The organism is Dethiothermospora halolimnae (assembly GCF_037577855.1).
Classification (GTDB): Bacteria; Bacillota; Clostridia; order Tissierellales; family VENL01; genus Dethiothermospora; species Dethiothermospora halolimnae.
In genome coordinates, this window is record NZ_JBAKFX010000076.1 from 1 (window position 1) to 14184 (window position 14184).

18 protein-coding genes are annotated in these 14184 nt (G+C 32.2%); all 18 read right to left on the reverse strand.

Translation table 11 applies throughout. The features are described from left to right. Nucleotides 1-199 precede the first annotated feature (199 nt). The 18 genes from V6137_RS18790 to V6137_RS18875 all read right to left on the reverse strand — a co-directional run bounded on the left by V6137_RS18790 (nucleotide 200) and on the right by V6137_RS18875 (nucleotide 14053). On the reverse strand, nucleotides 200-1348 hold the full coding sequence (locus V6137_RS18790) for a 1-propanol dehydrogenase PduQ (RefSeq protein ID WP_425449515.1): 1149 nt from the start codon (nucleotides 1346-1348) through the stop codon (nucleotides 200-202). A gap of 20 nt (nucleotides 1349-1368) precedes the next feature. Further along, complete coding sequence (locus V6137_RS18795; RefSeq protein ID WP_425449516.1) at nucleotides 1369-1818, reverse strand: cupin domain-containing protein; 450 nt, start codon at nucleotides 1816-1818, stop codon at nucleotides 1369-1371. Nucleotides 1819-1833: 15 nt separating this feature from the next. Continuing rightward, complete coding sequence (eutH, locus tag V6137_RS18800; RefSeq protein WP_425449517.1) at nucleotides 1834-2934, reverse strand: ethanolamine utilization protein EutH; 1101 nt, start codon at nucleotides 2932-2934, stop codon at nucleotides 1834-1836. Nucleotides 2935-2963: 29 nt separating this feature from the next. After that, nucleotides 2964-3239, reverse strand: coding sequence for a BMC domain-containing protein (locus V6137_RS18805; RefSeq protein ID WP_425449518.1), 276 nt, complete (start codon nucleotides 3237-3239; stop codon nucleotides 2964-2966). Between the two features lie 13 nt (nucleotides 3240-3252). Further along, nucleotides 3253-3561, reverse strand: a complete 309-nt coding sequence (locus V6137_RS18810) for a hypothetical protein (protein WP_425449519.1) — start codon at nucleotides 3559-3561, stop codon at nucleotides 3253-3255. A gap of 15 nt (nucleotides 3562-3576) precedes the next feature. After that, nucleotides 3577-3858 carry a EutN/CcmL family microcompartment protein gene (locus V6137_RS18815; protein ID WP_425449520.1) on the reverse strand — a complete coding sequence of 94 codons (282 nt, stop codon included), beginning with the start codon at nucleotides 3856-3858 and terminating at the stop codon, nucleotides 3577-3579. A gap of 19 nt (nucleotides 3859-3877) precedes the next feature. Continuing rightward, nucleotides 3878-4540, reverse strand: coding sequence for a hypothetical protein (locus tag V6137_RS18820; protein ID WP_425449521.1), 663 nt, complete (start codon nucleotides 4538-4540; stop codon nucleotides 3878-3880). A gap of 11 nt (nucleotides 4541-4551) precedes the next feature. Further along, complete coding sequence (gene eutJ / locus V6137_RS18825; protein WP_425449522.1) at nucleotides 4552-5415, reverse strand: ethanolamine utilization protein EutJ; 864 nt, start codon at nucleotides 5413-5415, stop codon at nucleotides 4552-4554. Then, complete coding sequence (gene pduL, locus V6137_RS18830; protein WP_425449523.1) at nucleotides 5390-6016, reverse strand: phosphate propanoyltransferase; 627 nt, start codon at nucleotides 6014-6016, stop codon at nucleotides 5390-5392. Before pduL ends, eutJ begins: the two co-directional genes overlap by 26 nt. A gap of 14 nt (nucleotides 6017-6030) precedes the next feature. Then, nucleotides 6031-6813 (reverse strand): hypothetical protein, encoded by a 783-nt coding sequence (locus V6137_RS18835; RefSeq protein ID WP_425449524.1) that lies wholly within the window; start codon nucleotides 6811-6813, stop codon nucleotides 6031-6033. 65 nt (nucleotides 6814-6878) lie between these two features. Further along, complete coding sequence (gene eutM, locus V6137_RS18840; RefSeq protein ID WP_425449525.1) at nucleotides 6879-7163, reverse strand: ethanolamine utilization microcompartment protein EutM; 285 nt, start codon at nucleotides 7161-7163, stop codon at nucleotides 6879-6881. Nucleotides 7164-7193: 30 nt separating this feature from the next. After that, complete coding sequence (locus tag V6137_RS18845) at nucleotides 7194-8651, reverse strand: acetaldehyde dehydrogenase (acetylating) (protein ID WP_425449526.1); 1458 nt, start codon at nucleotides 8649-8651, stop codon at nucleotides 7194-7196. A 1-nt stretch (nucleotide 8652) separates the two neighbouring features. After that, nucleotides 8653-9249: a BMC domain-containing protein gene (locus V6137_RS18850; RefSeq protein ID WP_425449527.1), complete on the reverse strand. Its 597-nt coding sequence runs from the start codon at nucleotides 9247-9249 to the stop codon at nucleotides 8653-8655. Between the two features lie 18 nt (nucleotides 9250-9267). Continuing rightward, on the reverse strand, nucleotides 9268-9921 hold the full coding sequence (eutL, locus tag V6137_RS18855) for an ethanolamine utilization microcompartment protein EutL (RefSeq protein ID WP_425449528.1): 654 nt from the start codon (nucleotides 9919-9921) through the stop codon (nucleotides 9268-9270). A gap of 19 nt (nucleotides 9922-9940) precedes the next feature. Next, nucleotides 9941-10819, reverse strand: coding sequence for an ethanolamine ammonia-lyase subunit EutC (eutC, locus tag V6137_RS18860; protein WP_425449529.1), 879 nt, complete (start codon nucleotides 10817-10819; stop codon nucleotides 9941-9943). A 29-nt stretch (nucleotides 10820-10848) separates the two neighbouring features. Continuing rightward, complete coding sequence (locus tag V6137_RS18865; protein ID WP_425449530.1) at nucleotides 10849-12213, reverse strand: ethanolamine ammonia-lyase subunit EutB; 1365 nt, start codon at nucleotides 12211-12213, stop codon at nucleotides 10849-10851. 19 nt (nucleotides 12214-12232) lie between these two features. Next, entirely contained in the window at nucleotides 12233-13666 is a 1434-nt protein-coding gene (eutA, locus tag V6137_RS18870; RefSeq protein WP_425449531.1) for an ethanolamine ammonia-lyase reactivating factor EutA, read from the reverse strand. Between the two features lie 111 nt (nucleotides 13667-13777). Next, a complete protein-coding gene (locus V6137_RS18875) occupies nucleotides 13778-14053 on the reverse strand; it encodes an ATP-binding protein (RefSeq protein WP_425449532.1) in 276 nt (91 codons plus the stop codon). Nucleotides 14054-14184: the final 131 nt, after the last annotated feature.

A 14184-nucleotide genomic window follows, 5' to 3' on the forward strand; every position in this document is an offset into this window, starting at 1 on the left:
TTTTGTAAAGATTTATTTCAAAATTTCCAGTAAAAATAGGAATTTATTGATTTCTACCTTATCTTAATCTAATCTTGTGAATCCAAGGGCTATCGCCCATTAAAATTTTTGAGATGCGAAACTTCTGCTATCTAATTATATATTTTATTTAGTAATTTGACATAAAAAAACTACTCTATTTTTAGAGTAGTTTTAGAAATTAATAAGCTCTTTTTAAAATTCCCTTTAACTCTTTTTTCGTAACTGATCTTGGGTTACCCAATGTACAAATATCTTCTATAGCTTTACTTGATATATCCTCTATACTTTCTTCAAATTCATCCCTATCTATTCCTACTTCTTTTATACAAATTGGTATATTAAGTCTTTTGTTTATTACTTTTATTGCTTCAATTAAACTTATTACACCTTCTCTACAATTTGAAGAAGGTAATCCCAATATTTTTGATATTGTTGAATATTTCTTAGTAATATTATCAATTATATTGTTTGCTATTCCTGAATTATATTCAATAACATAGGGAAGCAATATAGCATTTGCCCTTCCATGGGATAGTTTAAACTTTGCTCCCAATGAATGGGCCAAGCTGTGGTTTATCCCTAGTCCAGCATTATTAAAAGCTATTCCTGCCATACATGATGCAAAATGGAGTTTTTCTCTAGCTTCCATATCATTACCATCATCATATGCTCTTATTAAGTAACTAAAAACATTTTTAATAGCTTTCTCTGAATATACATCAGTATAATCTGACGCATCCTTGGCAACGTAAGCTTCTAGAGCATGGGTTAAAACATCCATACCCGTATCTCCCGTAACTGAAGGAGGCACTGATTTTGTGAATTCACAGTCTATAATAGCAACATCAGGCACCATGATATCATCAACTAGTGGTATTTTTAAGTTCTTCTCTTTATCAGTTATAACTGAATAAGAAGTAACCTCAGAGCCTGTACCACTAGTGGTGGGGATTGCTATAAAGGTTGGTTTATTTATATTATCCCTATCAACTATTTCTTCTGCTGTTTTTATATTAAAATATAACATGGCTTTAGCTGCATCTATAGATGATCCCCCGCCTATTGCTAATAACAGATCAGGTCTATATTCCATCATGTTCTTTAAACCTTTTTTTATCAAATCCAATGATGGATCTGGTTTTACCTTATCAAAAATCTTATATTCTATCTTGTTAGAATCTAATATTTCTGTTGCTTTTTCAACTAAACCAAATTTAATCATAAACTCATCAGTTACTATATATACCCTCTTTTCAGTTATTTCATTAAGATATTTTACTGAATCTATACCATATTGTACTTTAGTCCTCTGTTGAAATTTTTTCATATTAGTACCTCCAATTACTTTTAAACAGTTTCTTCCCAATTCGCAGGATATACCACATATATAAATCTACATTCTCCAGGAGCACTAAACTTAATTGATGTACCCTTTGGTATCAAAACCATATCTCCTTTTTTATTAACAACTTTTCTATCTTCTATTACTATTTCTAAAGTTCCATCTATTACATAACATATCTCATCATATTTTAATGTCCAATCAAATGTTGACTCTTTCATTTCCATAACTCCACAGCCCAGTCTAGGGCTTTCATCTAAAGTTAATACATTTTTCAAATAAACTTGATCCCCATCTTTTCCCGTATTAAACTTTTCAGGTTTTACCGTTTCTGTTTTTATAGAAATAACTCCACTTTTATCTACTTCTTTAGTAAATTCTTCTTTATTTCCTATCTGAGTTTCCACAACTTTTTTTACAATCTCTTCTATCATTTCTTTACTTATTCCATTCATTATTTCTACCTCCCTTTACTCTTTGCTTACTTCCACTTCTTTAACAGTTTTATTTGCTATAAGCATAGCTAAAATAACTGCTGTTACTCCACCAACTATTTTTCCTATAACCATAGGAAATATCATATCTTGAGCCACACCTGCAGTAAATCCTAAATGGTCTCCAAATACAAAAGATCCACTAACTGCAAAGGCAACATTAATTATCTTACCTCTATTATCCATATCCTTCATCAATCCAAACATTGGTATATTATTAGCTAATGTTGCAACCATACCTGCTGCTGCTACATCCCCCATTCCCAATACTTTACCTAGTTTTAATAGTGGTTTATTAAAAACTTTTGTTATTACATATACCATTGGAAATGCTCCTGCCAGCATTAAGGAAATTGATCCTACTATTTCTATGCCTTCTGAAACTGGTGCCATACCTGGTATTACTACAAAACCTGTTAAAGTTTCAACTGTTATCGCCGCTAATCCAACTGTTATTACTGCAACTACACCTTTACCAAATATAGTGAATCCCTTTATCATTTTCTCTGGTATTCTCCATAACCCAATAGATAATATAGCTGCAACTATAATTATTGGAACAAGATTACTAACTACCATTTTTATACTAAATCCTGCTACTAATCCACCAACTAAAGAACCTAAAGGTACTGTTATAATTCCTGCCAAAATACCTGTTGCTAAAAATTTATGATCTTCTTTTTTTATAATTCCTAAAGCCACAGGTATAGTGAATACTATAGTTGGTCCCATCATAGCACCTAGTATAAGTCCAGAAAATAATCCAGCATCCTTCGTTTGTGCTAATTCCATAGCTAAAGGATATCCTCCCATATCATTGGCTAATAATGTAGTAGCAAACATTGATGGATCTGCTCCTAAGGCCTCATAAATAGGAATAACTACAGGCTTAAGTATATCTGCTAGTACCGGTGCTAAAGATACAACTCCTACCATAGCAAGGGCCAATGAACCCATTGCCATAATACCTTCTTCAAATTGTTCCCCTATTCCAAATCTATTTCCTATAATCCTGTCAAGGGCACCTAATGCCATAAAAAATACCATTATATATACTATAATCTCATTTATATTCATGATGTTCCTCCCTTTATATATAAAATATTTTATTTTTGTGGTAGTATAGCTTTCATTTCTCCATGGGGTCTTGGTATAACATGCACTGAAATTAATCTTCCAACTTTTTCTGCCGCTGCAGCCCCTGCATCTACTGCTGCCTTAACTGCTCCTACATCTCCCCTTACCATTATAGTAACTAGTCCTGCTCCACTTAACTCTCTTCCAACTAACTCTATATTTGCAGCCTTAGACATTGCATCAGCTGCCTCTACTGCTCCTACCAATCCCTTTGTTTCTATCATTCCTAAAGCTCCGCCTGTCATTGTTCTTCCTCCTTTAAGTATTTATTCTATTTAGAACCGTATCTGTTATTTCACTTATTTTATCAATATCACATATATTGAAATCTACTTTTATTATAGTTACAATTTTCTCTATTAAGGCCTTATTATTTTCATTTATTTCTTCTTTTTTGTTAACTTTTTTCCTTATATCCAATTTTCCATATACAATGTTTATATCCATCTCTTTTAAAACATCTTTAACTCCAGGGGATATAATCATTGAATCATCTACTATGAAAACCTTATTATCTTTATCTATAAATTGATTTAAGTTGTTTTTTCTTACTAATGTCTTTTTCAAATAATCACCCCTTGATTAATCAAAATCTTCTTCTACTTTAAATTCATCTATAATTCCAACAATTGTTGCATCTACTGGAGCATTTAATCTATCTATAACTCGTCTTGATGGGCTACCCTTTACAATCAATACTATATCTCCAATTCCCGCTCCAACACTATCGGTTGCAACAAAGGTTTGAGAGTTTTTCATATTATTGCAACAATCTATGGAAGCTACAATTAGTAATTTAAGGCCATTTAACTCTTCGCTTTTTCTTGTAGACCAAACATTGCCTATAACCTTACCAATCTCCATACTTATCTTCCTTCCTAAATTACTTTCTTATTACATTTATTTTATTTATTCTAATGTAGTCGTGAGCCAGAGGGGTAACCAATGAGTTTTTATCTATAAGTATCTTTTTATGTCCTTTTAAAAAAGCCTCTTCAATATCCTTTTCTATAACTAATTTTTTAGTTAAACTAATTTTCTCACTATCTATAGCCTTTTCTCTTTTAGTTGAATTTTCTTTTTCTAATCCCTTAATAATTTGTTTTTTAGTTAGAATTTCTATTCCAAATTCTATAAGTTTACTTTCATACTCTTTAAATAAGCTATATATTTTTTCATTTGATGTTTCTTTGAACTTTTTATAAATTATTCCTTCATCCAATATTATTATTTTTTTGCCATATAAAGCTCCAGATATAACTATATGGGAAATATTACTATTATCCCTTCCTTGGGCTATATCAACCAAATCTTTATTGGTAAGTTTAGGAACTATTATATAATCTATATCATCAATATCTTTTTCTAAGTTAAATTCGTCTAAAAAGATATTGTTTGTCCACTTTGAAGTTATTTTTTTATATTTTTCTTTGTTTGACTTACTGTCAGTAATTAATACTTTTTCTAATCTTTTTTCTAAATCTAATGTATCTATCTTTTTTAATACTTCTGTTGTTATAACTTTAACTAATTCTTCTATATTCATAAGTTCCTCCCCTATGCTTCACAATTCATTGCTATTCCCAGTGGAGTAACTAAAAATGGATTTAAAGGCTTATGGGTGGGAATTTTTGTCTCTTTTTCTATTACATTTTCAATTCCTTCAAGACAACAAGTCCCTCCAACCAAGTATATATTTTCTACATCATAGTTAGATATATTTCTCCTAACTATGGATCCTATTTTTTCAATAACAGGACGAACTATATTAAATATCTCCCCCTGTCTTTTTTTATCCTTTTTCAGCTTCTCAGCCTCTTCAAATGTAACTTTATAGCTACCTGATATAACCAGTGATAAGTGGGTTCCTCCTGTTGCTTCATCAACAGTGTGTATTACTTTACCGTCTCTAATTATAGATAATCCTGTTGTACCTCCACCTATATCTACTATAACTCCATTATCTATATTTAAAACTGCATTAGCAGCAGTAGGTTCATCTAAAATAGTTGTTACCTCAAGACCGGAACTTTCTACTACATATTTATGGGTCTCACAGTCTCCCTCTTCAGTTCCAGGAGGTACTGCAATTGCCGCTTTATTAAGTTCTATATTAAGTCTTTTCTCTAGCTTATCTTTTAATTTATTGACAATTTCACATGCTCCAATATAATCTACAACCAAACCATCTTTCAGCACCTGTGCAAACTCCATCTCACAGGCTATTGGCTTTTTATCTTTATCTAAAACAACTAAAACTATATATGCTGTTCCCAAGTCAACTCCAACAAGTAAATCATCTTCTTTATCAAATTTTTTCGTTTCTTCTAAAGTATTTTCAACTTCTTCTATAAGATTATTTACCTCTGTAAAATCCATATAATAATCTTCCTCTCTAAAGAATGATTTCTCCCTTTGCATCTTTTTTACAACCTGTAGCATTAGCTTCATCAAAGTCAATATGCATGCTTAGGTTATAATTATCATTTACTCTGACTGTAATATCTTCAAAAATTACTGGTCTATCACTATTTATTTTGACCTTAACTGTTTGTTTATCAGCTACATTAAATTTTTTAGCATCTTCTCTATTCATATGAATATGTCTTTTGGCTACTATTACAGATTGTTCAGCTTTTATCATAGTATCTTCTGTGGCTATATATATATCTTCACTTCCGTTTAAATCTCCAGACTCCCTTACTGGAGGATTTACTCCTAGTACCCTTGCATCAGTCTTTGATACTTCAACTTGAGTTTTACTCCTAGCAGGTCCTAATATCGCAACTCTATCTATAACTCCCTTTGGTCCTATTAATCTAACCCGTTCTTCATACTGAAACTGTCCTGGTTGAGAAAGCTCTTTCTTTTTTGTCATTTTATAGGCTCTTCCAAATAAAATTTCCATATCTTTTTCACTTAAATGAACATGTCTTCCAGAAGTCTCAATAGGAATGGTTTTTTCTTCGCTTATATTGTCTACAACTTTTTTTACTATCTCTTTTACAAATGATTCATCCATATTAACACTCCATTCTATTTGTAAATATTAGCCTTTTCTTTACACATCATTATATAGACTCCACTACTTAATCTATTTAAAGCCTTTATTATATCTACTCGCTCCACTTTAGAATCTTTTCTAAAGGCCTTTATACATGATAATTCTGTCTCCCTTATACTACTTCTTATGGAATTTAACTTTATTATTATTTCTCCCATACTATAATTTGGTAGTATATGACCTATTTTAAAGTGTTTTTTAGGATTATGGGACATCGCCCTTAATTCTTTCTCATCTAATCCTATAACTTTAATGTTATTTAAGTTCTCATTTAAAACTTCTGCCCTCAGTATATCCCTTACACTTTGTAACACATCTTCAAGGTCATTTAATAACCCTTGCTTATTTTTTGAGTTAGCTAAGACTTGGAGTTCTAATATTTTTGATTGGAGACTATCTAATTTTCCTCTAAAAACTATTCTTAAATCGTCTTTATATACTAATTTATTTCCATAAATCTGAGTCATATGTTCTGGTTTTTCTTCAAATGCTCCACCAGAATAATAAGAGATATATTTAGGAGAAATCTTTTTATAAGGAGTCTTTATCTTTTCATAAACAACCTCATCCTTAGGGTTGTCCATAGCATTACCTTCATCTAAATCCCCTTCTTTGCCGATACATAACTCTACATTCTTTTCTTTTAGATACTGTTTTGCTGAAGGAGTAATTATAACATTTTTATCTACAAAATATTTTTTCGGTGAATTCCTTTTAAACTCTCCTCTAAGAGTTGCCTCGGTTAAAACTTTCATTTTTTCACTCCTTTTAAAAGGTTAAATATCCAGACCAAAAGAAATTTTTGGTCCGGATTTTTATATTATTCCTTTGACTTAGGAAGAATAGTCTCAACTTCATTATGAGGTCTTGGAATAACATGTACAGAAATCAGTTCTCCTACCTTTTCTGCAGCGGCAGCCCCTGCATCTGTAGCAGCTTTAACTGCCCCTACATCACCTCTTACCATTACAGTTACTAATCCTCCACCTACTTGTTCTTTACCTACTAAAGTAACATTAGCTGCCTTTACCATAGCATCCGATGCCTCTATTGATCCTACTAATCCCTTTGTTTCTATCATTCCCAATGCATTCATTCTTGCCATTTTTTAATTCCTCCCTTAATTTAAATAATTTTATTGTATTTTTTTTAATTGTTCCATAACCATCTTTGTTATTAATTCGATATCAACATCTTTATTATCATTTTTCTTATTAATTTCTTGAGGGTTTATACCTAAATCATTTACACCATAGGCCATTCTTCTTATATTTATAAGATTCATAGGAGTAACATTGTCAGATGTAGCACTGCCACCTATTGCTCCACAGCCTAATGTAAATGATGGTGCTAAATTTGTACTAAGACCAACTGCCCCTTGAGATGATGGTGTATTTACTAAAAATCTAGATACAGGCTTCTTTAATGCAAATTCTCTTATTATCTCTTCATTTTGTGAATGAATTGATAAAGTATGTCCAAGTCCACCATTTTCTAATAACTTAAAACATAGTTCACAACCTTCTTCCCAGTCCTTAACTGTATAGAAGCCTAAAAGAGCAGTTAATTTCTCTTTTGAGAAGGGATAATCTTCACCAACCCCTTTTTCTTCACATATTAAAACCTTCGTATTCTCTGGTATATCAATTCCAGCCATAGCCGCTATAGCCTCTGCTGTTTTTCCTACTATTTTAGGATTCATTCCTCCATTGGGTCTTTCCATAACCCTAACTACTTTTTCTAACTTCTTACCAGTTAAAAAGTAACCACCTTGATTTTTAAGCTCTCTTTTTACTTCATCTGATATACTTTCATCGGTAACTATTGATTGCTCTGAAGCACATATTGTCCCATTATCAAAGGTCTTACTTGCAAAGATTCTACTTATAGCCATCTTGATATCTGCACTTTCTTCTATATAAGCAGGCACATTTCCAGGACCAACTCCAAGGGCAGGGGTTCCAGAGCTGTAGGCTGATTTTACCATTGCTGATCCTCCTGTTGCTAATATAAGAGAAACATCTTTATGTTTCATAAGCTCCTGAGTTCCTTCCATAGTAAGCACTGTCATGCATCCTATAAGCTCCTTAGGTGCTCCCATCTCTTCAATAGCTTCTCTTAATATTTCGACTGTTTTTGCTATACATTTCTTGGCACTTGGATGGGGACTAAATATTATTCCATTACCTGCTTTAAGGGATATTAGTGCTTTATATATTACAGTTGAAGTTGGATTTGTTGATGGAACCAACCCTGCTATAACTCCAACCGGTGTTCCTATTTCTATTACCTTACTTTCTTTATCTTCATTTATTATCCCGATGGTTTTCATGTCTTTGATAGAGTTATAAACTCCCTCACTGGCTAGTTTATTTTTCTCTAATTTATCTCTCCATTTACCAAATCCTGTTTCTTCTGAAGCTAATTTGGCTAATGATTCTGATGATTTCAGTGCACTTTTAGCCACATGTTTAACAGTTTTATCAATAGCCTCAGGTGTGAATTTAGCAAATTGACTCTGGGCCTTTTTTGCTTGTTTTATTAAACTTCTAACCTCTTGAATAGAAAGTAGATCCTTATCTTCTAGTGACAATTTACTTTACCTCCTCTTTTGAACATTTTGTTAATGCATCTATTAATTGATTTTTCTTAGCAAATTTTATTTGTTTTTTCTCTATGGATATGTTATCTACCATTCTAGCTATTTTTCTAAGATCTGTAACTTTCAAAGTTAACAGTTTATCTTTATTTTTTATGTCTATTTTTTTGCCTTTATAATTTATAATCAATGATCTTTTATCTCTATTATGTGATTGATTTTCCTTTTTAACGTCTTTCTCTATCTCTTTATCTGTATCTTCTTGCTTTTCTTTTTTTTCTATTTCTTTATTTTTTTCTTCTTTATCTTTGAAATTATTTTTTAAGTTTAATACATTTTCTAGTCCATAAGCTGTTCTAGCTATCACATCAACTGATACTACCTTTCCAACTTTATCAGCAGCAGTCGCTCCTGCATCTACTGAAGCCTTTACTGCTCCTATATCACCGGTAATCATTATAGTTACTAGTCCACCTTTAGCATAATCAATACCCATAAGTTCGATATTTGCTGCCTTTAAAGATGCATTAGCAGCTTCAATTGCACCAACATATCCATAGGTCTCTATTAAACCTAATGCTTGTCCTTTCATTTAAATCACCATCTATTTTTAGTATTTAGTCGGATTATCAGCAACAAATTTAACAGCATCAGCAAAGGCATCACATGCTGCTTTACATGCTGATTGACTTCCTGTTAACAATCCTCCACCAAAGTTTGTTTCTGAAGGTGGTCCGAAAAACTCAGACATTTTAACATTGGCTGCTTTCATTGCAGCATCTAGTCCATACATGGATTCGAGGGGAGGAGCAATTAGATATGCTATAGCTTCTCCTTCTTTTATGCCTGCTTCTTTGGACAAATGAGTCCCTGTTCTAGAAACACAATGGGCAAAGTACACTATAGAATCATCATCATTGGCACTATAAAAACAAGCATCATTCTCTATAAAATCAACTGCAGCATCTAATCCACTTCTAACTTCTGCAGGACTTGGCCCTGAAATTATTCCTATACACTCTCCTGCTAGCTTAGTATTAGCATTATCTGCACCACCGTAAAATGATGCTGAATATACAACCTTTATTTCTGCTTTTTTTGTAGCTTCATCTAAAGCTACATAAGTCACATCATCACAGTCAGTGGTAAGAATACCTATACTTCTATGGTCTGAATCTAGTTTGAATTCTTTAGCCATATCATCATTTACATTAGGAATAAGCTTTACACTTAATACACTGGCCTTTAATGGGTCATTTCTCATAATAACTCCCTCCAAAATATTATAGTTTTAAATCTAGTCCACTGGCTTTTTGTTCTAACATTTTTTTAATTATATCCGATATGTGGGCTCCTGCCTCAACCGCTGGAGTTCCTCCCTTATGAATATTTGAAATAACAGTTCTTCTTGACTCTGGCATCCCCACTTTACTTTTGTATGCCATATAACAACTCATACTTTCAGCAGTGGCAAGTCCTGGTCTTTCTCCAATCAGTACAACTGTCACCTCTGGTTCTAATATCTCTGATACCATATCCATAGCTGGTACTCTACCATGTTTTACAAAAAATGGAGTGCCTACATCTATCCCATGGACATTTAACCCCTGGATAATTGCTGCTAATGTATCTTTAGCATTTGTTTCTATAGCTGTAGAACTTAGTCCATCAGATATATATATCTGAACCTGAGGTTTATGTTTACAGTTTTCTTTTATCTTATTAATTGCGTCTTCTCCAAATTTCCTTCCTAAATCAGGTCTTGTAAGGTATTCGTCTTTATCTTTACACTGAGTGTCTATGCTAAGCCATCCCATTTCTTTTAAATACTCTTCTGAAACATATGTGAATACTGCATCCATAGCTACTGCATGATCTGCTCTAAATCTTAATAAACTCTCAGTTTTGTATCTGCTCCCTGTTCTTCCTACTCCTATTCTTGCCGGTGAATTTTCTTTTAATTTTAAATAGGCTTCCTTATTTTCTGGATTTTCAACTAACAATTGTTCCTTTATATCTACCTTTGTTATATCAGTTAGCTCTTCATCTCTTGTTAAGTCACACTGTAAATTATTGTTACATTCTTTTTTAGAGTCACCTTTTGTACCCATCTCATTTATAACTTGCTCTATTATGTCTTTTAATTGGTTTTCTGAAACCACTTTCATCCCTCCTTATTTGGATAAAACTTTTATTTTATAAATATGGAAGCATCTCCCGCTCTTTTAGTTAGTTTTCCATTTTCATAAATTCCCATTTTCTCTAGCCACTGTTGGAATTCTTTGATTGGTTTTAGGTTTAATGTATCCCTTAATGTAGCTGCATCATGGTAACCTGTACATTGATAATTAAGCATTACATCATCACCATGGGGAATTCCAATAAAGTAATTACATCCAGCATTAGATAATAAAACTGATAAATTTTCTATGTCATTTTGATCTGCTTTCATATGGTTTGTATAACAAGCATCAACTCCCATTGGTATCCCTGTTAATTTACCCATAAAGTGATCTTCAAGACCTGCCCTTATAACCTGCTTATTATCATATAAATATTCAGGACCAATAAAACCAACAACTGTATTTACTAAAAATGGATTGTATTTTTTAGCTAATCCATAGCATCTAGCTTCTAAAGTAACTTGGTCCACGCCATGATGGGCATCTGCTGATAATTCTGAGCCTTGTCCAGTTTCAAAATACATAACATTTGGTCCTGTTGCGGTTCCCTCTTTAAGGACTAAATCATTTGCTTCTTGTAATATGTCAGCAGTTACACCAAATGCTTCATTTCCTTTTTGAGTTCCTGCTATACTTTGAAATATAAGATCCGATGGTGCACCTTTTTTTATTGCTTCCATCTGTGTTGTTACATGGGCTAATACACAGTTTTGAGTTGGTATCTCCCATTTTCTTTTGATATCTTCAAATAACTTTAATACATTTGAAACACTATCAACAGTATCATTTACAGGATTAAGACCAACAACAGCATCTCCCACTCCATAACTTAAACCTTCATATGCTGAAATCAAAATTCCATCTACACTATCAGTAGGGTGATTAGGCTGTAACCTAAAAGATAAGGTTCCCTCTTCCCCTATAGTGGTATTACAATGGGCTGTTATTTTTATTTTTTTAGACCCCTGTATAAGGTCTAGATTTGACATAAGCTTTGTTACTGCAGCAACTATCTCACTGGTAAGTCCCCTGCTAACTCTTTTTATATCTGCACCTGTAGTTTCACTTGATAATATCCATTCCCTAAGCTCTGATACAGTCCAGCTTTTAATTTCTCCATAGATTTTCTCATTCACTGCATCCTGAATAATCCTAGTTACTTCGTCCTCTTCATAGGGGATAACTGGATTATTTCTTAAATCTTCAAGCTTTAAATTTCCTAATACCTCTTTAGCTGCAACCATTTCTGTTATAGATTCAGCAGAAATTTTAGCAAGATTATCACCTGACTTTTCTTCATTTGCTTTTGCCAACACTTCTTTTATATCTTTAAACTGATATACTGTTCCAAATAATTTAGTTTTTAATCTCATTATCTTCACCTCTTTATATTTAATAACTAAATAACAATGTTTTAACCACTACAGGGACTACTTTACCATCAGCTAAAGGTTTACCAATATCTATATAATCTCCATTTTCAACTTTAATAGAGTCTATACATACTACATCTTTTTTAAACTTAAGCTGAGTATTCAAGGTTTGTCCCAAAACCTTTGCCATATCCTTTTCTATTATTACTATCAATGGTGCATCTTGATTAATTATTTCTTTCATACCACTAATAATAGATCTTGAAAGTCTTTGTATTTCATCAAAACTTGATTCTTTCACCCCCTTAAGGGCTAAAGCTACAAGTTGTTTTCCACTTTCTAAGTTAAACCACTTTAGCTTTTCAGATATGGTTTCACTAATATCCTTAAAAGATTTATTTTCATCTTCAGATGTTAACTTTAATATAGGTATATTTTTAATAGGTAAAACTTTATTGCTAACAGTTATTGTACTACCACTTATATCTGTAGTATGGGAACCTGCTCCAACCACTGTGGCGCTTATTGTCTCTAAGGATTTTATTAATTTTTTATCTTTAATCATTTGAGAATTATATATTGAGTTTCCCAATATTATACCTATATCTTGATATTTAAAAATATCCTCTGTATCGTTTTCTATTACACAGTCTGCCACTCCACCAGATAACGATATATAGTCTATACTGTAATCCCTTCTTAAGTCATGGTCTGTTACCATCAGTTCAAGTTTTTCATCTTTAGGTTTACTTCCCACCACCTGTGATAATACATTTGCCATTTCATTTGTTATTTTTTCTATTTTTTCCTTATTAGCGACATCTCCGACATTTATATCTATCCCTATTTTTTCAGATAGTTTCTTAATTTTTTCCGATATATATGTGATCTTACTATTAGCTTTATCTACTTTTATAAGTCTTCCTCCTATATCAAGACAAGACGTATCTATTACATCACCATTTTTAAAAACCGCAATATTAGTGGTTCCGCCACCAATATCGAGATTAGCAACTACACAACCTCTTTCCTTTGATATTACTGAAGCATTAGCTCCTTTTCCTGCAATAATCCCTTCTAAATCGGGCCCTGCTGTTGCAACAACAAACTCTCCAGCTAATCCACTTAGAGTATTTAAAACCTCCTGGGCATTCTCTTTTCTAGCCGTTTCTCCCGTTATTATTACTGCTCCTGTATCTACTAAATCCGCCTTAACATTAGCTTTTTTATACTCTTCTTCTATTATTTCTCTAACTTTTAGTCCGTCTATTTCTGTTAATGACCTTAAGGGAGTAAAATATATATCACTTCTATATATGATTTCTTTATCTACTATCTTTATTCTAGGTACTGATGTCATGGAAGCTGTGTTTTCTATTGTTATCTCGCTAAAAACTAACTGTGTTGTAGATGTTCCTATATCTATACCAACACTTAATATATCTTCCTTCATATTATCCTCTCCTTTTAAAGACAAAAACAAAAAGGCCAAAGAAAATATTCTAGCTTTAGAATATCTCTTTGGCCCCTTTGCCATACCTGAAAACACTCCATTGTGTTTTTATTAATTTTTGAAATCAAAGACTATTTTCGTTCCTGTATCTGCAGTATCTATATTTAAGTTTCCCTTCAGCTTATCTTCAACAATCCTTTCAACAATGCTAAGTCCTAAGCTTTCATCCCTAACTAATTCTAAGTCAAAACCTACACCATTATCTATAACTGATATACTTGAATACATCGTTCCTTTTTGTATATATATATCAATACTTCCTTCTTTTTTGTCCTTAAATGCATGCTCTAATGAATTTTGAAGTAATTCATTTACTACAAGAGCTATAGATCCCTATATGTTAGGATAGTTGTCGTATAGAATATAAATAGTATAATATAATTACGACAATAACCTAAGGAGAATTGATATGCCTAAAAATAATAAAAATAACAAGAGTTATACAAAAGAATTTAAAA

Bases quoted from the DNA above. Each gene is read 5' to 3' on its own strand.
- eutH (WP_425449517.1), bottom strand. From the start codon at position 2,934: ATGAATATAAATGAGATTATAGTATATATAATGGTATTTTTTATGGCA.
- eutM (WP_425449525.1), bottom strand. From the start codon at position 7,163: ATGGCAAGAATGAATGCATTGGGAATGATAGAAACAAAGGGATTAGTA.
- V6137_RS18815 (WP_425449520.1), bottom strand. From the start codon at position 3,858: ATGGAGATTGGTAAGGTTATAGGCAATGTTTGGTCTACAAGAAAAAGC.
- eutJ (WP_425449522.1), bottom strand. From the start codon at position 5,415: ATGCAAAGGGAGAAATCATTCTTTAGAGAGGAAGATTATTATATGGAT.
- V6137_RS18805 (WP_425449518.1), bottom strand. From the start codon at position 3,239: ATGACAGGCGGAGCTTTAGGAATGATAGAAACAAAGGGATTGGTAGGA.
- eutL (WP_425449528.1), bottom strand. From the start codon at position 9,921: ATGAGAAATGACCCATTAAAGGCCAGTGTATTAAGTGTAAAGCTTATT.
- V6137_RS18790 (WP_425449515.1), bottom strand. From the start codon at position 1,348: ATGAAAAAATTTCAACAGAGGACTAAAGTACAATATGGTATAGATTCA.
- V6137_RS18850 (WP_425449527.1), bottom strand. From the start codon at position 9,249: ATGAAAGGACAAGCATTAGGTTTAATAGAGACCTATGGATATGTTGGT.
- V6137_RS18865 (WP_425449530.1), bottom strand. From the start codon at position 12,213: ATGAGATTAAAAACTAAATTATTTGGAACAGTATATCAGTTTAAAGAT.
- V6137_RS18820 (WP_425449521.1), bottom strand. From the start codon at position 4,540: ATGAATATAGAAGAATTAGTTAAAGTTATAACAACAGAAGTATTAAAA.
- V6137_RS18835 (WP_425449524.1), bottom strand. From the start codon at position 6,813: ATGAAAGTTTTAACCGAGGCAACTCTTAGAGGAGAGTTTAAAAGGAAT.
- V6137_RS18795 (WP_425449516.1), bottom strand. From the start codon at position 1,818: ATGAATGGAATAAGTAAAGAAATGATAGAAGAGATTGTAAAAAAAGTT.
- pduL (WP_425449523.1), bottom strand. From the start codon at position 6,016: ATGGATGAATCATTTGTAAAAGAGATAGTAAAAAAAGTTGTAGACAAT.
- eutA (WP_425449531.1), bottom strand. From the start codon at position 13,666: ATGAAGGAAGATATATTAAGTGTTGGTATAGATATAGGAACATCTACA.